The sequence below is a fragment of the Gilliamella bombi genome, from assembly GCF_900103255.1.
GTDB classification, from domain to species: domain Bacteria; phylum Pseudomonadota; class Gammaproteobacteria; order Enterobacterales; family Orbaceae; genus Gilliamella; species Gilliamella bombi.
Genome location: NZ_FMWS01000016.1, coordinates 45,505 through 66,607, shown reverse-complemented (window position 1 = coordinate 66,607; position 21,103 = coordinate 45,505). Strand labels below are relative to the sequence as shown.

At 34.2% G+C, this 21,103-nt stretch carries 22 protein-coding genes; 8 read left to right on the top strand and 14 right to left on the bottom strand.

The annotated features are described in order from the left end of the window. Positions 1 to 31 precede the first annotated feature (31 nt). From galE to trmB, 5 genes are all read right to left on the bottom strand, one after another. Complete coding sequence (gene galE, locus B9N71_RS04075; protein WP_085164284.1) at positions 32 to 1,048, bottom strand: UDP-glucose 4-epimerase GalE; 1,017 nt, start codon at positions 1,046 to 1,048, stop codon at positions 32 to 34. Between the two features lie 45 nt (positions 1,049 to 1,093). Further along, positions 1,094 to 2,368 (bottom strand): MFS transporter, encoded by a 1,275-nt coding sequence (locus B9N71_RS04070; RefSeq protein WP_085164282.1) that lies wholly within the window; start codon positions 2,366 to 2,368, stop codon positions 1,094 to 1,096. Positions 2,369 to 2,915: 547 nt separating this feature from the next. Further along, positions 2,916 to 4,079, bottom strand: a complete 1,164-nt coding sequence (locus B9N71_RS04065) for a histidine-type phosphatase (RefSeq protein ID WP_167370051.1) — start codon at positions 4,077 to 4,079, stop codon at positions 2,916 to 2,918. Then, complete coding sequence (nfsA, locus tag B9N71_RS04060; protein ID WP_085164278.1) at positions 4,076 to 4,801, bottom strand: oxygen-insensitive NADPH nitroreductase; 726 nt, start codon at positions 4,799 to 4,801, stop codon at positions 4,076 to 4,078. The genes B9N71_RS04065 and nfsA overlap by 4 nt, the downstream gene beginning before the upstream one ends. A gap of 18 nt (positions 4,802 to 4,819) precedes the next feature. After that, a complete protein-coding gene (gene trmB / locus B9N71_RS04055; protein ID WP_085164276.1) occupies positions 4,820 to 5,524 on the bottom strand; it encodes a tRNA (guanosine(46)-N7)-methyltransferase TrmB in 705 nt (234 codons plus the stop codon). Between the two features lie 253 nt (positions 5,525 to 5,777). On the opposite strand from trmB, the gene B9N71_RS04050 reads away from it, so the two are divergent. Both B9N71_RS04050 and pth read left to right on the top strand, forming a co-directional pair. After that, a complete protein-coding gene (locus tag B9N71_RS04050; RefSeq protein WP_034915766.1) occupies positions 5,778 to 6,725 on the top strand; it encodes a ribose-phosphate pyrophosphokinase in 948 nt (315 codons plus the stop codon). A 75-nt stretch (positions 6,726 to 6,800) separates the two neighbouring features. Then, positions 6,801 to 7,385 (top strand): aminoacyl-tRNA hydrolase, encoded by a 585-nt coding sequence (pth, locus tag B9N71_RS04045; RefSeq protein WP_085164274.1) that lies wholly within the window; start codon positions 6,801 to 6,803, stop codon positions 7,383 to 7,385. Positions 7,386 to 7,491: 106 nt separating this feature from the next. On the opposite strand, the gene B9N71_RS04040 is transcribed toward pth, so the two are convergent. Further along, on the bottom strand, positions 7,492 to 7,923 hold the full coding sequence (locus tag B9N71_RS04040) for a DUF3597 domain-containing protein (protein WP_085164272.1): 432 nt from the start codon (positions 7,921 to 7,923) through the stop codon (positions 7,492 to 7,494). A 592-nt stretch (positions 7,924 to 8,515) separates the two neighbouring features. On the opposite strand from B9N71_RS04040, the gene B9N71_RS04035 reads away from it, so the two are divergent. From B9N71_RS04035 to rpmE, 5 genes are all read left to right on the top strand, one after another. Next, entirely contained in the window at positions 8,516 to 8,977 is a 462-nt protein-coding gene (locus B9N71_RS04035; protein ID WP_085164270.1) for a DUF721 domain-containing protein, read from the top strand. Between the two features lie 62 nt (positions 8,978 to 9,039). Further along, a complete protein-coding gene (locus tag B9N71_RS04030) occupies positions 9,040 to 9,444 on the top strand; it encodes a Z-ring associated ZapG family protein (protein ID WP_065561406.1) in 405 nt (134 codons plus the stop codon). 79 nt (positions 9,445 to 9,523) lie between these two features. Beyond that, a complete protein-coding gene (locus B9N71_RS04025) occupies positions 9,524 to 10,897 on the top strand; it encodes a Do family serine endopeptidase (protein ID WP_065609090.1) in 1,374 nt (457 codons plus the stop codon). Between the two features lie 112 nt (positions 10,898 to 11,009). Beyond that, positions 11,010 to 12,062 (top strand): outer membrane-stress sensor serine endopeptidase DegS, encoded by a 1,053-nt coding sequence (degS, locus tag B9N71_RS04020; RefSeq protein WP_085164267.1) that lies wholly within the window; start codon positions 11,010 to 11,012, stop codon positions 12,060 to 12,062. Between the two features lie 141 nt (positions 12,063 to 12,203). Continuing rightward, positions 12,204 to 12,419 carry a 50S ribosomal protein L31 gene (gene rpmE / locus B9N71_RS04015; protein WP_034914396.1) on the top strand — a complete coding sequence of 72 codons (216 nt, stop codon included), beginning with the start codon at positions 12,204 to 12,206 and terminating at the stop codon, positions 12,417 to 12,419. Positions 12,420 to 12,509: 90 nt separating this feature from the next. Here rpmE and metJ read toward each other — a convergent pair whose 3' ends face one another. Then, the gene (gene metJ, locus B9N71_RS04010; RefSeq protein ID WP_034914400.1) at positions 12,510 to 12,821 is read right to left on the bottom strand and encodes a met regulon transcriptional regulator MetJ; all 312 of its coding nucleotides are present in this window, start codon (positions 12,819 to 12,821) and stop codon (positions 12,510 to 12,512) included. 177 nt (positions 12,822 to 12,998) lie between these two features. Between metJ and metB the strand changes: the two genes are divergently transcribed. Beyond that, positions 12,999 to 14,165, top strand: a complete 1,167-nt coding sequence (metB, locus tag B9N71_RS04005; RefSeq protein ID WP_085164265.1) for a cystathionine gamma-synthase — start codon at positions 12,999 to 13,001, stop codon at positions 14,163 to 14,165. A 76-nt stretch (positions 14,166 to 14,241) separates the two neighbouring features. Here the strand turns inward: metB and citX are convergent, their stop codons facing one another. From citX to B9N71_RS03970, 7 genes are all read right to left on the bottom strand, one after another. Next, positions 14,242 to 14,793 (bottom strand): citrate lyase holo-[acyl-carrier protein] synthase, encoded by a 552-nt coding sequence (gene citX / locus B9N71_RS04000; RefSeq protein WP_065589422.1) that lies wholly within the window; start codon positions 14,791 to 14,793, stop codon positions 14,242 to 14,244. A 76-nt stretch (positions 14,794 to 14,869) separates the two neighbouring features. Continuing rightward, positions 14,870 to 16,399, bottom strand: coding sequence for a citrate lyase subunit alpha (gene citF, locus B9N71_RS03995; RefSeq protein WP_065605690.1), 1,530 nt, complete (start codon positions 16,397 to 16,399; stop codon positions 14,870 to 14,872). 12 nt (positions 16,400 to 16,411) lie between these two features. Beyond that, positions 16,412 to 17,299, bottom strand: a complete 888-nt coding sequence (gene citE / locus B9N71_RS03990; protein ID WP_034914409.1) for a citrate (pro-3S)-lyase subunit beta — start codon at positions 17,297 to 17,299, stop codon at positions 16,412 to 16,414. Then, the gene (gene citD / locus B9N71_RS03985; RefSeq protein WP_065589424.1) at positions 17,296 to 17,586 is read right to left on the bottom strand and encodes a citrate lyase acyl carrier protein; all 291 of its coding nucleotides are present in this window, start codon (positions 17,584 to 17,586) and stop codon (positions 17,296 to 17,298) included. The genes citE and citD overlap by 4 nt, the downstream gene beginning before the upstream one ends. A 21-nt stretch (positions 17,587 to 17,607) precedes the next feature. Next, positions 17,608 to 18,642, bottom strand: coding sequence for a [citrate (pro-3S)-lyase] ligase (gene citC / locus B9N71_RS03980; RefSeq protein ID WP_065561414.1), 1,035 nt, complete (start codon positions 18,640 to 18,642; stop codon positions 17,608 to 17,610). A 10-nt stretch (positions 18,643 to 18,652) separates the two neighbouring features. Continuing rightward, positions 18,653 to 19,492 (bottom strand): fumarylacetoacetate hydrolase family protein, encoded by an 840-nt coding sequence (locus B9N71_RS03975; protein ID WP_065589426.1) that lies wholly within the window; start codon positions 19,490 to 19,492, stop codon positions 18,653 to 18,655. An 87-nt stretch (positions 19,493 to 19,579) separates the two neighbouring features. Then, the gene (locus B9N71_RS03970; RefSeq protein ID WP_085164263.1) at positions 19,580 to 20,995 is read right to left on the bottom strand and encodes a 2-hydroxycarboxylate transporter family protein; all 1,416 of its coding nucleotides are present in this window, start codon (positions 20,993 to 20,995) and stop codon (positions 19,580 to 19,582) included. Positions 20,996 to 21,103: the final 108 nt, after the last annotated feature.

Here is a 21,103-nt window from a genome sequence, read left to right as displayed (position 1 = left end):
GTTAATTTTGTATGTTTTATAAAATGTATTATTAATCAGGATAGCCTTGAGGGTTATTTGATTGCCAATTCCATGAATCTTTTACCATGTCATCAAGCGTGAGTTTGGTTTTCCAACCTAATATTTGCTCAGCTTTATTAGCATCAGCCCAGAATGCTGGTAAATCACCTGCTCGTCTTGGGGCAAAGTGCCAATTAAGAGGTTTTCCTGATGCTTTTTCAAAAGCTTTAATGACTTGTAATACGCTATAACCAACACCTGAGCCTAAATTGTAAATATGCACACCAGCTTTGTTTTGATCGGTTTTGAGTGCAGCGATATGCCCATCGGCCAAATCAACAACATGTATAAAATCACGAACGCAAGTTCCATCAATTGTTGGATAATCATTACCAAAAACAGCTAATGACTCTCTTTTGCCTACAGCAACTTGGGTAATATAAGGCATAAGATTATTAGGAACACCAAGTGGGTCTTCGCCCATTAATCCACTTGGATGGGCTCCAACAGGATTAAAATAACGTAGTAAAGTTAGTGACCAATCGGGCTCAGCAACGGCTAAGTCCATAATACATTGCTCAACCATTAATTTACTTTTTCCATACGGACTAGTAGGTAAACCTTGTGGTAATGTTTCAACATAAGGAACAGGGGCTAATTCGCCATAGACAGTGGCCGACGAACTAAATACTAACTGTTTAACGCCAGCAGCTCGCATTGCTTTCATAAGTACGATACTGCCGTAGACATTGTTTTCATAATATTCTAGCGGTTTGTGGACTGATTCACCGACTGCTTTTAAACCAGCAAAATGGATCACCGCTTTAATGTCATGTTCTGAAAAAATCTTAGTTAATAGTTTTTCATCGCATACATCGCCTTGATAAAAAATGACGGATTGCCCAGTAATTTTTTGTATTCTAACTAGTACTGATGCTTTACTGTTAAACAAATTATCAATAATAATTGGTGTGTAGCCAGATTTAATTAGTTGAACACATGTGTGACTTCCTATATATCCACAACCACCAGTTACTAATATTTTCATAATAAAACCTTCATCTAGTTTAATAATAGTTATAGTGAGTGTCTGCTAATTTTCAGACTCTTCACTGTTGTTATGTTTCCACAGATCCCATGGTCCGCGCCCTGATAATGTAAAGGATGAAATAAGCGTAAAACTCAATGCGATTAAGCCAAGGATTAAATATGCTCCTTCGAAACCTATTTTAACATACATTAACCCCGCAAAAGTGGACATAAACATGATAGATAATTGTTTTGCAAAACAAAATGCAATTAAGTAAACAGTTGCTGATAAGTGAATAGGGAAGTGTTTAGTAATATATTTAAATGCACCGACAAGTAATAAAGGTGCTTCGAACATATGTAGCGTTTTTAATATCACCACTTCAACAGCTGTGCTGGCAAATGCTGAGCCAGTAATACGAATGGACATGATAGCACCAGCAATGAGTAATGTATTTTTACTGCCTAATTTCATTACAATCAGAGGAGCAAAAAACATCACAGTGGCATTTAAAAATTCACCAAGCGTAGTTACATAGCCGAAAGCTTCACGACCCACTTGTTCGTTAGTAAAAAATGAGGTGAAAAAGTTTGCAAATTGTTGATCAAATACATCATAAGTACAAGCAACCCCAACAATGTAAAGCATGAAAAACCATGTTTTACGCATACTAAGTAAATCAAGGGCAAGTTTTAGATTGAATGGCTTTGGTTTATTTAATCCCATTTGCTCAACAACTTCAGTCGTTGTGGTTTTTGCAGGATCGGCGATTTTAACTAAAATTAAAAGAATCAATGCAAATCCAGAACATAACCAAAAAACGGCATTGACATCTTTAGAAATCATAATTCCAACAAACGAAGCACATATAGCCCAACCAAAACAGCCAAACATGCGACAGCGACCAAATTCAAAACCACTACGTCGACTTATTTTTTCGACAAGTGCTTCAATAGCTGGTGCCCCACCACTAAATACCATACCAAGATAAAGCCCTCCAACAATTGCGCCCAAGGTGACATTTAATTTGAGTAATGGCCCTAAAACGAAGATAAAAAATGGACCAAATAGTACAAGAAGAAGTGTGATAACCCAAAGAAGGTGTTTTTTTAATCCTAGTTTATCAGAAATTAACCCGAACAAGGGTTGAAAAAAAAGCGCAAATAGTGAAATAAATGAAAAAACGTACCCAGTATTTGCCTCATCAAGTCCGTTCATTTTTAGCCAAACGGGAAAAAAAGGGCAGTATGCTCCCATAATAAAAAAGTACAGAAAGAAGTAGAGACTGAATATCCAATAATTCTTATTACTTAGTGATGACTTTATTTTTTGATTCATAATGAACTTCCTTTGTTAGGCTTTAAATGACCACACAATCATTTAAAAAAACTTCTGTATGTATATGAATAGGTAAGTTATTTGTTGAGGCGATAATAGCACTAAAATAATTTTGAAAAAGTGATCTAGATAACATTTTATGAAATCGATTACATTTGATATTAAATTAATTTTTGTTAAAAAGTTTCAGGTAAATATGTGTTTGAGTATAATTTTTGTATTTTATGATGACAATAGTGCAAATTAAAGATCGGTAATCTACTAGATAGGAGGTTTAAAATAATTAATTGGAATAAAAATAAAATAAAACAAATAAAATGCAATTAATTATTGAAAACGATTACATCTTATCTATCTACACTCTATTTGGTCTATTGTAATTGACTATGATTTAAGTAAGCTAAACAATTGACATTTATACTAAAACGTATATTTACCTGAAACTTTTTGACAAGGAATTTTTTATTAATTAGAATTAGCTTAACTTTTTATTATTAACTTGTTTAATCCCAGTTAGATAGGAAAAATTAGATAACCTAATGGTTAATTACCTAGTTTTAATTGATTTTATTCGTTCCTCAAAATCTGACCAATAATAATAACCATCATTATTAACAGAAGCATTTTCCAAATGAAGTTGATAATGTTGTGGTAAATTATTGTCATCAAGTGCTAGCCCGTTATGGAGTTGTTCAAAACTTTGATAAATATATTCGGCTTTAAAAAAGTATTCGCCTGTAGATAGGTGACGAAAACGCTGTAAAGCTACTTTTCCACCAATTGGGGTTATTTCAAATTGATTTGGTAGTTGGTAGTCTTTAAAGTCTAATGCACCCAGTAATGAAGCGATGGTACTATCGTGTCCAACAAGTAAATTGACTTTACTATCTTGTAGCATAAGATCGTTTATCATGTTGATAATAAGTGCCGCTGAATGTTTGGCAAGTGTCTTAGAATGGCAAACTAAATTTATATATTGATTACGAATTGCGCTAATTTGTTGCCACTGCTCTTGGCTAGTCAGTCTACCCCATGCAATTTGTTCTTTTGGAAAGGCTGAATAGTATTGCAATAAGAATGCATCAACGGCTGAAATACCTATCGCAAGTGGTCCAAGGAGTGCTGGTTCTTCATGTTTTTTAAAATAAAGTTCGGATGGAATATCGGCTAAATCGCATTTATATTCAGCATATAATTTTGAATGCTTATAATCCAAAATATCGGAAAGGATTTCATAAGCTGGTGCTAGGCTTTTAAAAATATTGGCTGCTTTGTCAGCTTCTTCAATATCACGCAATACCGCATTTTTAAACTCAGTTGAATCGTCTTGCAAGCTAGGATCGAAAATCGGATCCATTTTTTCAATGGCATATTTATGATGAATAGGAATATCATACCCAGCAAAGGCACCAGCTGTCATAAATTGAGCGGTCGCGACAGTTCTTTGCAGACTATTAGAATACACGAATAATTCAGTATTATGTTTTGATAATTTTATATTGTGTTTTTCAAGCCAAGTCGATAAATAGCGGCCAAAATAAACTTCTAATATTCCACCACGAGTGGTCAAATAACCATATGGATGATCCCATTTAGGCCATTTAAAGGGAGTAACTTTTTCTAAAAACTGTAAAGTATTTTGCAATGGCGTACGAATACCATGACGGCTAAGTATAACGACTTTATCTAATTGGTAATGGTTATTTTTCATTTTGTGATCCATCCTTGTTTATGTAAATAATCTAAAATAAAATCACGTTGTTCATTATTTATTGTATTTGCAATTTTATCACTCCAACCACCGGTTTTTTGATTAGTACTACGGTTTTGATAGTAATCACCTATTTGGGTATCATATTTTGCTAAAGTTGCATGATCAAGTGGTTGATATTGGTTTTCAAAAAAGAGAAGCTCTTTAGGTAACCTTGGTTTTATTTCTGGATTATGATCGGGGTAACCAAGGCAAAGCCCAAAAAGAGGAAGAACATATTTTGGTAACTTAAGTAATTGGGTTACTTTATCAAGATCATTTCGCAGTCCACCAATATACACAGCACCAAGTCCTAAGGATTCAGCCGCTATTACTGCATTTTGAGCCATAATTGCTGTATCAACACAGCCCAATAATAACTGCTCTGCTTTGCCAAGATTGAGTGTTGGATCAATTTGAAAATGACGATTAAAATCGGCGCAAAATACCCAAAATTCAGGAGCTTGGTTAACATATTTTTGATCACCAGCATAATGAGCTAGTTTTTCGCGTTTTTGAGGATCTGTAATACGAATAATTGTCGAACATTGAATAAAGTTAGAACTAGAAGCCGACTGTGCTGATCGAACTATAGACGCTATTTGTTCTTGAGTTAAACTAGTTGTTTTATAAGCACGAATAGAGCGGTGTCGACAAAGTAGATCGATGGTTTGATTTTGCATAGTGGCTCCTTAGCATAATTATTTGTTTACAAATTGAAGATCCCAAACGCCATGGCCTAAATTTTGACCTCGTTTTTCAAATTTAGTAATTGGTCTATCATCAGGTCTCGGAATATAGTCACCGCTTGGTGATAAATTTTCAAAACCTTCAGCTTGGGTTAAAACCTCTAACATATGTTCTGCATAATGTTGCCAATCGGTAGCTAGGTGCAAAATTCCACCTAATTTTAATTTTTGTCGAATTAACTGTACAAATTGGGGTTGAATAATGCGGCGCTTGTTATGTCTTGCTTTATGCCAAGGATCAGGGAAAAAAATTTGTACTTTGTCTAATGTATGATTAGGGATCATATTTTCTAATACTTCAACAGCATCGTGACACATCACTTTTAAGTTTGATAATTGATTTTCTTCAATTGCCATCAAACAAGCACCAACACCGGGTTTGTGAACTTCGATTCCTAAAAAATTCTTATCAGGTGCATTTTTAGCCATTTCAATTAACGAAGCACCCATACCAAATCCAATTTCAAGAATAGCCTGTTTGTTAGAGTCAAAAACCATTGGTGAATTTACATCATATTCAATACCAAATACCGGCCATAAACTTATTAATGCCTGTTCTTGGCCTTTTGTTAAACGACCTTGCCGCAAAACAAAACTACGAATGGTTCTTTTAGATTTGATATTTTCGTTATCTGAGTTTAATTGTTCGTTCATCACGTTATCTACTTTTGTTGTGGAATTTATTAAAGCCAAAGAATGGTTTGTTAGTTAGTTTACTCGATTTTGAGTTCACAGCAAAAGCATCTTATGGCCAAATTGTTTTATTTAATGATTTATAAAAATATATCAAATATTTTCAATATATTTTTATATTGTAGTTGAGCATAATCAATAAATGATTATATAATTATAGCCCCAGTTTAACCGATTACGAATAAAGTAATCATGAATACATGCTTGAGGATTTCTCGTGCCTGATATGAAGCTTTTTGCTGGTAATGCCACACCAGAACTAGCAAAACGTATAGCTAATCGTCTTTATACTTCTCTTGGTGACATTGTGGTAAGCCGTTTTAGTGATGGTGAAGTTAATGTCCAAATCAATGAAAATGTCCGTGGTGAAGATGTTTTTATTATTCAATCAACTTGTGCCCCTACCAATGACAATTTAATGGAATTATTAGTTATGATCGATGCAATGCGCCGAGCATCTGCTGGTCGTATTACTGCTGTTATTCCTTATTTTGGTTATGCAAGGCAAGATCGTCGAGTTCGTTCGGCTCGTGTCCCTATTACTGCTAAAGTTGTTGCTGATTTTCTATCAACTGTTGGTGTCGATAGGGTTTTAACCGTTGATCTTCATGCCGAACAAATTCAAGGTTTCTTTGATGTGCCGGTTGATAATGTATTTGGTAGCCCTGTTATTTTAGAAGATATGCTACAACGTGAGTTTGATCGCCCAATTGTTGTTTCCCCTGATATTGGCGGAGTGGTGCGTGCTCGTGCGATAGCTAAACTACTTAATGATACTGATATGGCAATTATTGATAAACGTCGTCAACGTGCCAATGAAGCAGAAGTGATGAATATTATTGGCGATGTTGCTGATAGAGATTGTATCTTAGTTGATGATATGATTGATACTGCTGGAACACTTTGTAAAGCAGCTGATGCTTTAAAAGCTCGAGGTGCCAAAAGAGTATTTGCTTATGCTACCCACCCGATATTTTCAGGTAAAGCAGTAAGTAATATTAAAAACTGTGCCATTGATGAAATTGTTGTTTGTGACACAATTCCATTAACGGCTGAAGTAAAAGCATTGAAAAATGTTCGCCAATTAACATTATCAGGTATGCTTGCTGAAGCAATTCGTCGAATTAGTAACGAAGAATCAATTTCAGCAATGTTCCATCAATAACCTATTTTATCATTGGTATAATGCCCCTTTTTTGGGGCATTTTTATCGATAAAATCTAGTGACAATAAAAATATTATGACAACGATAAAACTGATTGTAGGACTCGCCAATCCCGGAAATGAATATGCAGCAACAAGGCACAATGCAGGTGCGTGGTTTGTTGAGCAATTGGCTGAACGTTATAATCAATCATTAAAAAATGAACAAAAATTTTTTGGTTACACATCACGAATCAACATTTCAGGTCATGATGTACGTTTATTAGTTCCAACTACTTTCATGAATTTAAGTGGTAAAGCTGTTCAAGCTATGGTGACATTTTACCAAATAAAGCCAGAAGAGATCTTAGTTGCACATGATGAACTCGACTTAAATCCCGGAATAGCTAAACTTAAGTTTGGTGGTAGTCATGGTGGGCATAATGGACTAAAAGATATTGCTAGTAAATTGGGAAATAATTTAAATTTTTATCGGTTAAGAATTGGTATTGGACATCCTGGCGATAAAAATAAAGTTGTTGGTTATGTTTTAAATAAGCCATCTAAACCTGAACAGGAATTAATTGATAAAGCTATTGACGAATCTTTGCGTTGTACAGATATCTTATTGTCTGATGGAATAGACGTTGCAATGAACAAGTTACATGCTTTTAAAGCTTAGTTAAATTGTTGAATGTTTCAATAACGTAAAAATCAATAAATATCCACTTTAATAAAAAAAATCCACCTAAAATATTAGGTGGATTTAATTGTCTTAATATACTCTTTTAAGAAAAAAGATGGGTTACATTACCACCTTTTTCAGCAATTTTTTTCATTACTTCTTTAATTAACCATGTATTCATTGCTGCGGTATCATCAGTATTGCCTGGATAATTCAGTTCTTTCGCTAAATTTTTCCGTGCATCTAAACTGCTATCTATACCTAATAATTTCAATAGATCAACGATAGATGTTTTCCAATTAAGCGTTTCAGGGTGCTTTTTAGCTAAATTCTCAAGAATAGAGGAAACATCAACATTAGTTGCGGATGCGCTTTTCTCTACTTTATCTTGGACTTTCTCTGAGCCACTCGATACTGTATTTTTAACAGATGCAGTGATATTTTCAACTTTATCCTTCACAGTATCAACTGCATTATCTACTTTTGCTTGAGCACTTGGAAATACTTTGGAAAAAATGTTATTTAAAATGTTCATATTACATCTCCTTTAAATTTAAACTGCTTTAAAAAAACTGCTTAACGATATAGATGTAGAAAAGATCACATTCAATATAGCGCTTAGAAGAATGTAATGTCAAAATTATTACACATTAATAGCATTTTCTGTATTACGATAAAGTGTTTACTAAGATATAAAACAATTATTTTAAATATTTTTCTAATATTAACTGAATTGAGGTAGTAAGTGCCTTCCAGTTGACTTATACAATTGGTCAACCAATTATAATCTTTTTATTGATACTATTGGATTAAGGCTAGGCCATGCTATTTGTGCTATTTTTTTATGGACTTTTATTAGAGAAAATAAGTGGAATAATCAAAGCTAACCTTTATAATTAGCTTTTATTTTTATAAAACTGGCAGATATTATATTAATAGTATTTGCCAGTTTTTTATTTTGTTCTTCTAATTTTGAGTTATTTGTGAACTTTTTATAAAGTGTTAATTAAGTGAAAATATTCTTTTTTTAAGGGACTTTTTCATTCAAATAAGATAAATTACTTAAACATTGGTGGAAAATATTTTTGCATTTTAGTTATTACTATTTTTTAATAAAAGGCATAATTATGCGTTATAACGAACCACAAATGTTGACGTCAATTTTGACACAAGCCTCTTCTCTGTCTAAGATTCAAGATAGAACTAATGCATTATGCTCTTTAGCTAAAGTTGTTTATGATTTATTGCCTTCACCATTAAATCAACAATGTCGAGTTGCTAACTATCGCCAAGGTGTGTTGATTTTAGAGGTTAGCTCAGCTTGTTGGTTAACTAGATTGAAATATGAACAAAGCAATTTAATTTCTGAAATACGAAAAATTATTTTACCATCCTTATCTTCTATTCAATATCAGATTAATCCAGATATTTCAGTGAGGTGGTCACAGAGCAATTATCAAAGTGATAAGTCATCTTTAGCTTCAAGTGTGATGACACAAAAAAGCGCAATGTTTCTATCTGCATTAGCAGAAAATGCACCAGGCAAGTTAAAAAAACAATTGATAAAACTTGCTAACCATGCAAAATAAGCGCTGATAATTAGTCTTCAATTTTATAAAATTATATATCTTAAAGATATAAGGAGTGAATAATGGATAAAGGTATGCTTACTTATCTTATAATTGGATTTGTGATTGGTTTTATTATTTGTTTCATTTTTATTAGTGTTATTAGTCCTAAGGCACGTAAATATGCCAAAGTTAAACAAGAGTTAGATCAAACAAAAGATGAATTAATAGCCCAAAAACAAATGATTGCTAAACATTTTTCACATAGCGCAGAAATATTGGATAATATGGCTAAAGATTTTCGTCGCCTTTATCAACATATGGCTGAAAACTCCAGTCAATTTATGGATAGTGGTAATATTCAATCTTTAGATTTTGATTCAAATACAGATTCTAACGAAACAAAAGAAATTACGCTTGATAAGCAGCCTAGAGATTATTCTGATGATTCTTCAGGTTTATTTAAAACGGATGAAAATAAATCTTAACCAATGATTTTATTCTCCGTTACTTAATATTCAAGCAATTTTATAGAGTGTAAATTTTTGTAAAAGCGAGAGTTCTGAGATGATTAATTCATTAAAACAACAAAAAAAATTATTAAGTATTTTAGCTTTAAGTTTAGGAATAAGTTTATCTGTACTTCCGAATACTTATGCAGCTTTTCCTCCTGCCTCAACCGATAATAATACGCAACTGCCAAGTTTGGCGCCTATGCTTGAAACTGTATTACCATCAGTTGTTAGTATTAAAGTTGAAGGAACAGCTCAAATGCAAAATAATATGCCAGAAGAATTTAGACGTTTTTTTGGTTATCCAGATAGCCAATCAAGGGCGTTTACAGGTTTAGGTTCTGGTGTGATTATTGATGCAGAAAAAGGCTATGTTGTTACGAATAATCATGTTATTGATGGTGCTGATAAAATTACGGTTGCTCTAAACGATGGGCATGAATTTAAAGCAAAACTAATCGGTAAGGATCCACAAAGTGATATAGCATTACTTAAAATCGATGATGCCAAAAAATTAACAGCTATTAAATTAGCAGATTCTGATAATTTACGTGTTGGTGATTATGCTGTTGCTATTGGTAATCCATTTGGCATTGGTCAAACTGTTACTTCAGGGATTATTTCAGCTTTAGCTCGTAGTGGACTTAATATGAATGGTTTTGAAAACTTCATTCAAACAGATGCTTCAATTAACCAAGGTAACTCTGGTGGGGCTCTTGTGAATTTAAATGGTGAGCTTGTTGGTATAAATACCGCAATTATTGCTCCAAGTGGTGGTAATGTAGGGATAGGATTTGCAATTCCTAGTAATATGGTAAAAAGTTTAACTTCTCAGCTTATAGAATTTGGTGAAGTAAAACGTGGCGTGCTTGGTATCAAAGGTAATGAATTGACATCGGATATAGCAAAAGCGTTTGATGTTGATGTTCAAAAAGGAGCCTTTGTTAGTGAAGTTATTGAGAATTCAGCCGCACAAGCAGCAGGAATTAAATCTGGCGATATTATTGTCTCGATGGATGGTAAACCAGTTGATAGTTTTGCTGAACTACGTGCAAAAATTGCGACAACTGGAGCAGGGCGAACCGTTAAGCTAGGTTTAATTCGAGATGGCAAAACAATATCTGTCGATGTAAAACTAAAAAATAGCGACGAGACAACAACGGATGCGAAATCGCTACATTCTGCTCTTGATGGTGCAACGCTTAGCAATGGTGAAATTAAAGGCCAAAAAGGTGTTTTAATAGAAAGTATTGCTAAAAATTCGCCTGCGTCTCGACTCAGTTTGCAAGAGGGAGATCTTATTACTGGAGTTAATAAAGAACGAGTAACTAATATTGCAGATCTTAGAAAAATTATTGATAGTCACCCATCAGTAATTGCATTAAATATAATTCGTGGCGATAGTCGTTTATATTTAATTTTACGATAATTAGTCATTTTTTATATCGTCGATGCTTTAGCATCGACGAAAACTTTAATTTTAACCTTTATATAGATGTGTTAAAATCTTCATTATTCTTCCCATTACAATTCTGAAACTAATGCTCAAAAAAATTCTATGGCCAATATTAATTGGAACGGTTTTAGCTATTGTGTTATTGATTATTTTTCCTTCTTTACAAAAAGGAAACCAATCAAATTTTCCAACTTCAATTTTTCATGATGATCCATTAAGTTTTTCTAGTGCTGTTAAAACAGCAGCCCCTGCAGTAGTTAATATTTATAGCCGCTCAATTAATTCTTTTTCTCAGGAATCACAAGATAGTCCAATAACTCCGCTCGGTTCTGGAGTAATTATGAATGGGAATGGGTATATTGTTACTAATTATCATGTAGTTGAAGATGCAGAACAAATTATCGTCGCATTGCAAGATGGACGAATATTTGAAGCTTTATCTGTAGGCTCAGATAAACTTGTTGATCTAGCGGTATTAAAAATAGAGGCTTCAAATATCCCCACTATATTGATAAATCCTCAACGCGAACCTAAAATTGGTGATGTCGTATTAGCCATAGGGAACCCTTACAATATAGGGCAAACTATTACACAAGGTATTATCAGTGCTACAGGTCGTGATGGATTGAGCCCATACAGAAGGCAAAATTTTATTCAAACTGATGCACCAATAAATCATGGCAATTCAGGCGGAGCGCTAGTAAATAGCAAAGGTGAATTAATGGGAATTAATACTCTTACCTTTGCAAAAAATCTAGGAAATGACATTCCTGAAGGAATCGGATTTGCTATCCCAACTGCATTAGCAGTTAAAATCATGAATAAATTAATTCGCGATGGAAAAGTTATTAGAGGATATATAGGAATTGATGGATTAGAATTTGCACCAACTCAAAATCCAAGTGATATGCCAGTGGTGTTAGGTATTTTAGTCACCAGAGCGGAAGGTCCTTCATTACAAGCGGGAATACAAGCTAATGATATTCTGATTATGGTAGATAATAAACCTGTTAAATCAATTGTTGAAACAATGGATCAAATAGCTGAGTTGAAACCTGGTACAATTGTCCCCATTATAGTTCAGCGAAATGGGGAAAAGATTGAACTGCAATTAACAATAGGTCAATTACCTGTTTAATTGTTCTTTTATTTCTTGATTAACTCGACTATTGGCCGTATAATCTGCTGTCTTATCATGTTTTTTTAACACTCGTATGGTGTATAGATTTTGCTTTTATGGCCATTTATATAGCGATACGAAAAACTTTAGAGGTTTATTATGAAAGAAGGTATTCATCCAGAATATACTGCAATTACAGCAACTTGTTCTTGTGGTAACGTTATTAAAACTCATTCTACTGTTGGTCATGATATTCATCTTGACGTATGTGGTGAATGTCACCCATTCTATACAGGTAAACAACGTGATGTTGCAACTGGTGGACGTGTAGATAAGTTCAAACAACGTTTTGCTATGGTTGGCGGTAAAAAATAATTTTTCGGAAAACCATGTCCCAAAATTAATAATAATAGAAAAGGCGCATAAGCGCCTTTTGTTTTTCAAAATTAGTTTTTTAGTTAATAATCAATCAAAATCGGGATTAATACCTAAATCTTGCATCATCTTTTTAGCTTGCTTAGGAATACCGTCTTCACGATCTTTTTGTAAATCATCGTCACAAGGTAAAGGTTGACCGGTATAAGCATGAAGAAAGGCTTCACACAATAATTCACTATTTGTTGCATGACGTAAATTATTGACTTGTCGGCGAGTGCGTTCATCAGTCAATATTTTTAAAACTTTCAACGGAATTGATACTGTAATTTTTTTTACTTGTTCGCTTTTTTTACCATGTTCAGCATAAGGGCTTATATATTCGCCATTCCATTCCATCATCTTGTCACCAAATTACATCACAAATAATGTGGGCAATTCTAACGTTTTTTTTATTTTTCTGCAATCTACACACCAAGATAGTTAGACGTCTAGACATGTTGACGTCCTTATTGAATGTGTTATTCTTATACAATCTGTTGTTGAAGTAAGTAAAGTATTATTTAGAGGAATATTATTATGGTTAGTCAAACCAACAATTTAAGCCAAGGAACAATAGCTGTTCGTGGTGGGATTAATACTGATGAGCAATATGGTAGTGTTGTACCTGTTATTACACCATCTACTTGTTATCGTTATGAAGAATTTGCAAAACCAAGAAAGTTTGATTATGCACGAAAAGCTAATCCTAGTCGGAGATTAGTGGAAGAAACCGTTGCGAAATTAGAAGGTGGTGCAGATGCTATTTTAACAAACTGTGGCATGTCAGCAATTCATCTTATCAGTGTTGCTTTATTAGCGCCAAATGACTTAGTTGTTGCTCCTCATGATTGTTATGGCGGCAGCTATCGACTTTTTAATAGTCTAAGCCAAAAAGGTTATTTTAAAGTGAAATTTGTTGATCAGTCCGATGCAATAGCTTTACAAGAAGCACTTAATTTACATCCTAAATTAGTATTGATTGAAACACCAAGTAACCCATTACTTCGTGTTGTTGATATCAAGAAAATAGCCCAACAAGCACATGATGTTGGAGCTTTGGTTTTAGTCGATAATACATTTATGACGCCAATTTTACAAAAACCGTTGGAGCTTGGTGCTGATATAGTCAGCCATTCTTGTACCAAATTTTTAAATGGGCATTCGGATTTATTAGCGGGAATTTTAGTCTTCAAAGACCAACAGCTTGCTACAGATGTTTTATGGTGGGCCAACAATATTGGTACGCTTACTTCATCATTTGATAGTTATCTTTTATTGCGTGGGTTACGAACTCTTGCTGCACGTGTTAATTTGCAACAAGAAAATGCCCAAAAAGTTGTTGAGTTTCTTGTTAATCACCCAAAAATAGCAAAAGTATTTCATCCCTCTTTACCATCTAATCTTGGGCATAATATTGCTAAAGAACAACAAAAAGGGTTTGGCTCGTTACTAAGTTTTGAACTGGTTGGAAATGCCGATGTAATGCCTAAGTTTTTAAAAGCGCTTAAAATTATTACATTAGCTCAATCACTTGGTGGCGTTGAGAGTCTTGTCTGCCACCCAGCAACAATGACACATTCAGGTATTAGTGCAGAAGCACGAAAAACAGCGGGTATTTCAGATCAGCTATTACGTATTTCAGTTGGTTTAGAAGATATTACTGATTTACTAGCTGATTTACAGCAGGCACTTGAAACAATCTAATTGAATTTTTAGATTAAAAAGGCTTGATGATATAATGCTGTAATGTTATTTCATCAACCTATTATTTGCACTTTTATTAAAGTGATGTTTTATTCTTTCTGAAATTTTCTATTTTCTTTTTTATCGCGGTAAAAATTTCATCAATTGAATGCCGTTTAGCTCTACCACAAATTTTTGCCTCTTCATTGCAGACCAAACATTGTCTTGGTTGATTTTCGAATTGAGAACGTGACAGGCTATTTTGTGTAACAATGTCAATAACATCAATATCCCACAAACGCCCTAAGGGATGATTATTTTCAACTTCAATACAATATTTTTTAAGGGTTTTAGCTGAACATTTAATTGCTATGATTGCTTCTGAACCAGTAATGTAATGGAAATGATCTTCATTGATTATTGTTATATCGTTTTGTAAAAAACAGAGATGTAAAGCTTTAATTGCTTCGTCAAAAAGATAACGGGCTCCGCTACTGTTTTTTATAGGACCAGGAATAACTATGCTTAATGATATGATTGGATATTTATAGCATGTCATTGCATGCTTTTGGTTTTCAACTCGCTTTTCCTTGGCTAGTAGCATTTGCTCAAGGGTAATAGGAGTGCCATCATCAAATTTAATTTGCATTTTTTTCATCAAATAGAAAAGTAATAGCATGACACTTTTACATGTCAGGCTATTACTATATTAATAAAGATTAAAATTAATCTTTAACTTGGCGTACGACATCAATAACAGAGCCATCACGGAAATGTACGATACCAACGATTTTATCATTAAATTCGATTGGTTTTGGTTCACCAGTTAAAGACACAGCACGTTGATAAAGCTCTTCAATGCTCATAATTGGTAAGTTAGCTGCTTTTAAACGTTCAGCAATTTCTGGACGATTAGGGTTAACAGCAATACCATGGTCAGTGACTAGCACATCAACGCTCTCACCAGGAGTAACTAATGTTGTTACCTTTTTAATTACTGTTGGAATACGGCTACGAATGAGTGGCGCAACAACAATTGTTAAGTTTGCACCAGCAGCTGTATCACAGTGACCACCAGAAGCACCGCGCATTACACCGTCAGAACCAGTTAATACATTAACATTGTAATCAAGGTCGATTTCTAACGCACTTAAAATAACAATATCAAGCTCATCAACACTTGCACCTTTTGAGGCAGGATTTGCATAAACATTAGTTGAAACTTCGATATGATCTTTATTTTTACCTAAAGATTGCCCCGCAGTGCCGTCAAAACTTTGAGTATCTAATAAACGTTTAACTAATCCTTTTTCGTGAAGATCAACAATACTTGCTGTAATACCACCTAAAGCAAATGATGCAGTGATATTTTTCGCACGCATGCGATTTTCAAGGAAACGAGTTGCTGCAGTTGACGATGCACCAGAACCAGTTTGGATTGAAAAACCATCTTTAAAATAACCAGAGTGTTCAATAACATCAGCTGCATAACGAGCGATCATCAGTTCGCGTGGATTACTAGTGATACGCGCTGCGCCCACACTAATTTTAGTTGGGTCACCCACTTCATCAACTTTAACAATATAATCAACTTGATCTTGGCGAATACTTGCTGGATGGTTAGGATATCCAACAATATCCTCAGTTAATAGTACAACTTTCTTCGCAAATTGCGCATCAACCATAGCATAACCTAGAGCACCACATTGTGATTTTCCAGATACACCATTAGCGTTACCTTGTTCATCAGCGGTTGATACAGCTAAAAATGCGATATCAATGTTAATTTCACCACTTTGGATCAGTTTTACACGTCCACCATGAGAATGGATATGGACTGGGTTATCCATTAAACCGTGAGAAATCGCATCGGCTAATTTACCACGTAAACCAGAGGTATAAATTTTAGTAATTACACCAGATTCGATATGAGGAATTAACGCTGAGTTACAGCTTAATAAGGAACTTGAAGCTAGCGTCAAATTTTTAATGCCTAAATTACTGATAGTCTCAACAACTTTGTTGATAACCTTATCGCCTTCACGAAATGCATGGTGAAAAGAGATAGTCATACCATCACGCAATTCACATTTTTTAATTGCTTGCTCAATAGAATCACACAATTTACGCGTGTATTTAGACTCATCTTTTAAATATGGAGTTGTTGCGTTAGCATCAACAAAAGGCTTAATATTCTTGAGATCAGGGTGCTGTTTAAGCAAATCATCAATTTTTTTGTTTATAGAAGTAGTCATTTTTCAATCCTATCAAATTTCTTTACGTACACCAGAATACTTAGCCAACTCGATAACTTTTCTAGCTCGAGCAATAATCGGTGCATCAATCATTTTGCCATTTAGAGAAATAACGCCAAGGCCTTTTCTTTCTCCTTCTTCTGCTGCTTCAACTACTTTTTGAGCATGTTCAACTTCAGCTGCTGTTGGAGCATAAGCATTGTGGAGCAGGTCAATTTGTCTAGGATTAATGAGCGATTTACCGTTGTAACCTAATTTTTTGATTAAGCTGACTTCTTTCAAGAAACCTTCATCATCATTAACATTAGAGTAAACAACGTCAAAAGCATCAATTTTAGCCACACGTGCTGCATGCAATACTGCACAGCGAGCATAGAATAATTCTGTACCATCGCCACGTTCAGTTTGCATATCAACAAGATAGTCAAATGCAGCTAGCGCAATACCGATTAAACGTGGAGAAGATTTAGCGATAGAAACGGCATTAACAACACCTTGAGCAGATTCGATTGCAGCCATTAATTTAGTGCTACCAACTTCACGCCCACACTCTTTTTCGATTCTTTCAACATGGGCTTCTAACTCATGAATATCTTCAGCACAGTTAGTCATAGGTAAACGTACTACATCAACACCCGCTCGTACAACTGCTTCAAGGTCTTTTAAACCAAATGGAGTATCAAGTGCGTTGATTCGTACTACTGTTTCAATCCCGTGCTCTTTATAAACAGGAAGAAGTAAAGTTTGTGCAACTAATAAACGTGCTGAATCTTTTTCCTTAATTGAAACGGCATCTTCAAGATCGAACATGATTGAATCAGGCTTATAAACAAACGAAGTTGATAACATAGCGGCGTTTGCACCTGGAAGAAATAGCATACTTCGACGTAATTTTTTCATAGTAATTTACTCCAATCTAAGTTTTCTTCTTCTGCGCCACGTAAAACTGCACATTGAACTCTAGCTTTAATAGCGCAATCAAGTGCACCTTTATCATCAATAATGATTAAACCGTCGGTTACATTAAGCTCATTTAAAGTTTGATTAACAACCGCACGGATTTGATCGCCAAATTGTTTATTAACATCACTATTAATAACAATTTCAATTCCCGTGTTTGGCATGACTTTGACTAACAAATCGCTAGATTCAAGAGTCCCCGCCATGGCTTCTTTTTGTATTTTCATTTTTTTACCTTTTAAAACGTATTAAATTTTAAATTTATCCAAATTAGCTGAAAGGTAATCCCATGTAGTAGATGGAACTAGTTTTTTTACCTCTTCATATTGCCCTGATGCCAATAATTTTCTTACTAATGAAGCTGATACAATAGTATCACCTTCGGTTATTCGTTGAACTTCAACAAAGGTAATTGCGGAGTGATTACTAACTGCTTTATCTTCAAGCCAATAAGACATCGCTTCATTATAAGCCTTCGTTACTTCGTCATAGGGTTCAGTTCCAACAAATCGATAGTTAATATTAAGCGCTGGAGCAATATAATTTCGGAATATAAGCAGATCGATACCCATATAGGCCTGATCGATTTTTGTCTTATCTTTTAGAAAATAAGTTGGAAATGTTGCTCTTGAAATAATATAAGGAGAACTTGCATGTACCGTCACATTCTTTATCTGTTTAGTACCATCTTTAACTAACTTCAAACGTGTATCAAATGAAAATAGCGATGCATTTTCATTGACAACAAAAACATGCAACCAATCACATTGACTTGCAGCATATTGAATAAGATATTGATGGCCTTTAGTGAAAGGATTAGCATTCATAACAATGCTACCAATTTTGCTCCCTTCTTTTTGTTGCGTGCTTAGTTGTTTACAATATTGCCTTATTCCAACTGGATTGTTTTCCATTAGGACAACAAGATCTGTTATTTCAACAATAGGATAAAACCCACATCCCTTAAAAAAATCTATATTTTCGGGTTTTGTATATAGAAAAAGATGAAAATAGCCGTTTTCATTGGCATATTTTATTGCATGATCCATCAAGGTTAGATTTAGTTGATTGCCACGATAATTAGGATCAATAGCAACACATTTAATAATATTGCGATCAATACCTGCACAAGCAATAATTTGTTCATTGATTTTAGCTACCATAAAAACAGTAACTTGTGAATCCAGATCAAGATCAGAGCGAGATAGCAACTGTTTAACTTCTTTATAATCTTGTTCTGCTTTAGAAATATCAACAACGGCATAATCAACTAAATCGTACATAAATTTACCTCTATTCAGCTACTACATAATTAGTTAGTCGACCAATTCCTGTAATTTCGACTTCAATTGTATCGCCATCTTTCATAAATACTGGAGGATTACGTTTTTTACCAACTCCACCTGGTGATCCAGTAAGAATAACATCACCTGGAGATAAACGTGTAAAAGTACTAATATAAGAAATTAATTCAGGCACAGTATGCACAAGATTTTTAACTGAATCATGTTGCATTTGCTCGCCATTTAAATAAGTAGTTAAAGATAATACTTTTGGATCAGGAATTTCATCGCTTGTTGTAATACATGGACCGAAAGCACCAGTGCTAGGCCAGTTTTTACCTGCGGTAAACCAAGTATATTGCCAGTCGCGAATAGAACCATCCATATAACAGCTATAGCCAGCTACATATGATAACGCATCTTCTTGCTTAATGCGAAAACCAGCTTTACCTATAATAATAGCTAATTCTCCTTCATAATCCAACTCATTAGTAATAGCTGGTTTAATAATGTTGGTTTTATGACCTGTTTGAGAATCAGGGAAACGAACAAAAAGCGTTGGTGCTGAACTGGTTTCATTAAATTCTGCTCGTTTTTCGGCATAGTTCATACCAACACACAAGATTTTATTTGGATTTGGAATAACGGGTAAATAAGTAATGTCTTGTTCATCAATGTCACTTGGGGCATTAAGGTAGGTTTTGGCAATAGATAGTCCTTCTTTATCGGCAAGTAGTGATTTTAAATCGGCATATTTATCACCTAATTTTTGCTTTAAATCAACAATACCGTTGTGAGTAAGAAGACCAAAACTTGCTCTACCAGAGACAAGATAACTGACAAGCTTCATGAAAACTCCTTAAAAGCTATTTTGTTAATTGTAACTATAAAATAAACAACCTTAGTATAAACTAAGGTTGTTTTTTAGTGATTAAACTTAATTTATTAAATCGGCTATACTAACTAAGTTATATTTTAATAAAACATGGGCAAGTATTAGTAACGATAAAGACACATTAATTGCACCTCCGATGCGGGTAGCAATTTGTGCAAATGGCATTAATTCCATACGTTCTGCTGCTGTCAAAATAGCTACATCGCCTGTTCCTCCTTGCCCACTTTGGCAACAAGAAATAACAGCTGCATCGATCGGATACATGCCTAATTTCTTCGAAACAAAGAAACCAGTTGTAACTAGGCTAACAACTGTACAAATAATAACCGTTAAATTTGTTAGTGTGAAAGCTGCAATAATGTCTTTCCATTCAGTGACAGCCACTCCTACCGCAAATAAAATTGGATAAGTAACAGATGTTTGGAAAAATTTATAAACCACTTGTGAACCACTCAATACTTTTGGTGATACACCCGATATTAGTTTTACCAAAACAGCTGCAAACAACATTCCTACAGGTGCAGGAATACCTGTTACCGCTTTGACAAGCATTCCAATCATATACAGTAGTGTGGCTAAAAGTACACCTGAGGCAAAAGTTGTTACATCAATAACTATTTCAGATTTAAGCATTTTTTTATCAGAGGTATTGGTGTTATCACTTTCTGGGAATAATTTACCATTACCTGTTAAGTGTGGATAAGCTTTACCAATACGGTTAAGGATACCACCACAAATAATACCTGTTAATCCCCCTAACATAACAATAGGTAACACGCGGCTTAAACCATCTTTAATACCCAGTAGATCACCGTAACCTATTGATAGTGGAATAGCACCTTCACCAACACCACCAGCCATAATTGGTAATACTAAAAAGAAGAATGTATGAGCTACATTAAGGCCAAGTAAATAACCTACACTTATACCAACTAACATCCCAACAATTTCGCCACATAGCATTGGAATAAAAATCTTTAAGAACCCTTGGATAAGTGTTTTCTTATCCATATTCATAATACTACCCACGATGATACAACAGATATATAAATAAAGAATATGTGTATCTTCATAGAATTTTTCTGTTGCAACAACGATTGGTTTAGGAAGAATACCATAATAAACTAATGCAGAAGGAATAAAGGTTGCACAAATTGCGGCAGCACCCATTTTTCCAACAATCGGTAAGCGTTTACCAATTTCGCCACATAAAAAGCCAAAGAAGCCACACGTTACCACCATTACAACTATTTCGCTAGGTAATTTACCTGTTACTAACACTTCTACACAAATAAGAATACCAGCGATAATAAATAATGGAAGTGGGATTACACCAATTTTATAATTATCCATTAGTCGCCACCAATTATATGGCCAACCTGTTAGATTTTCTGTAGCAGTCTTACCTGTTGATTCTTTTTCATTAATGTTTTTCTCAGATGAGTTAAAATTCACCATTAATTTTTTTCTCCAAAATAAGTTGATTTATTCGAAATTATTGGCGGGTATATTTACAAAAAATTAATGAAATTTTTGTGATATAAATCATAAATTAACTGTGGTTTT

Coding starts and splice junctions, on each gene's coding strand:
- galE (WP_085164284.1), bottom strand. CDS start 1,048: ATGAAAATATTAGTAACTGGTGGTTGTGGATATATAGGAAGTCACACA.
- B9N71_RS04070 (WP_085164282.1), bottom strand. CDS start 2,368: ATGAATCAAAAAATAAAGTCATCACTAAGTAATAAGAATTATTGGATA.
- B9N71_RS04065 (WP_167370051.1), bottom strand. CDS start 4,079: ATGAAAAATAACCATTACCAATTAGATAAAGTCGTTATACTTAGCCGT.
- nfsA (WP_085164278.1), bottom strand. CDS start 4,801: ATGCAAAATCAAACCATCGATCTACTTTGTCGACACCGCTCTATTCGT.
- pth (WP_085164274.1), top strand. CDS start 6,801: ATGACAACGATAAAACTGATTGTAGGACTCGCCAATCCCGGAAATGAA.
- B9N71_RS04040 (WP_085164272.1), bottom strand. CDS start 7,923: ATGAACATTTTAAATAACATTTTTTCCAAAGTATTTCCAAGTGCTCAA.
- B9N71_RS04035 (WP_085164270.1), top strand. CDS start 8,516: ATGCGTTATAACGAACCACAAATGTTGACGTCAATTTTGACACAAGCC.
- B9N71_RS04030 (WP_065561406.1), top strand. CDS start 9,040: ATGGATAAAGGTATGCTTACTTATCTTATAATTGGATTTGTGATTGGT.
- B9N71_RS04025 (WP_065609090.1), top strand. CDS start 9,524: ATGATTAATTCATTAAAACAACAAAAAAAATTATTAAGTATTTTAGCT.
- degS (WP_085164267.1), top strand. CDS start 11,010: ATGCTCAAAAAAATTCTATGGCCAATATTAATTGGAACGGTTTTAGCT.
- rpmE (WP_034914396.1), top strand. CDS start 12,204: ATGAAAGAAGGTATTCATCCAGAATATACTGCAATTACAGCAACTTGT.
- metJ (WP_034914400.1), bottom strand. CDS start 12,821: ATGATGGAATGGAATGGCGAATATATAAGCCCTTATGCTGAACATGGT.
- metB (WP_085164265.1), top strand. CDS start 12,999: ATGGTTAGTCAAACCAACAATTTAAGCCAAGGAACAATAGCTGTTCGT.
- citX (WP_065589422.1), bottom strand. CDS start 14,793: ATGCAAATTAAATTTGATGATGGCACTCCTATTACCCTTGAGCAAATG.
- citF (WP_065605690.1), bottom strand. CDS start 16,399: ATGACTACTTCTATAAACAAAAAAATTGATGATTTGCTTAAACAGCAC.
- citE (WP_034914409.1), bottom strand. CDS start 17,299: ATGAAAAAATTACGTCGAAGTATGCTATTTCTTCCAGGTGCAAACGCC.
- citD (WP_065589424.1), bottom strand. CDS start 17,586: ATGAAAATACAAAAAGAAGCCATGGCGGGGACTCTTGAATCTAGCGAT.
- citC (WP_065561414.1), bottom strand. CDS start 18,642: ATGTACGATTTAGTTGATTATGCCGTTGTTGATATTTCTAAAGCAGAA.
- B9N71_RS03975 (WP_065589426.1), bottom strand. CDS start 19,492: ATGAAGCTTGTCAGTTATCTTGTCTCTGGTAGAGCAAGTTTTGGTCTT.
- B9N71_RS03970 (WP_085164263.1), bottom strand. CDS start 20,995: ATGGTGAATTTTAACTCATCTGAGAAAAACATTAATGAAAAAGAATCA.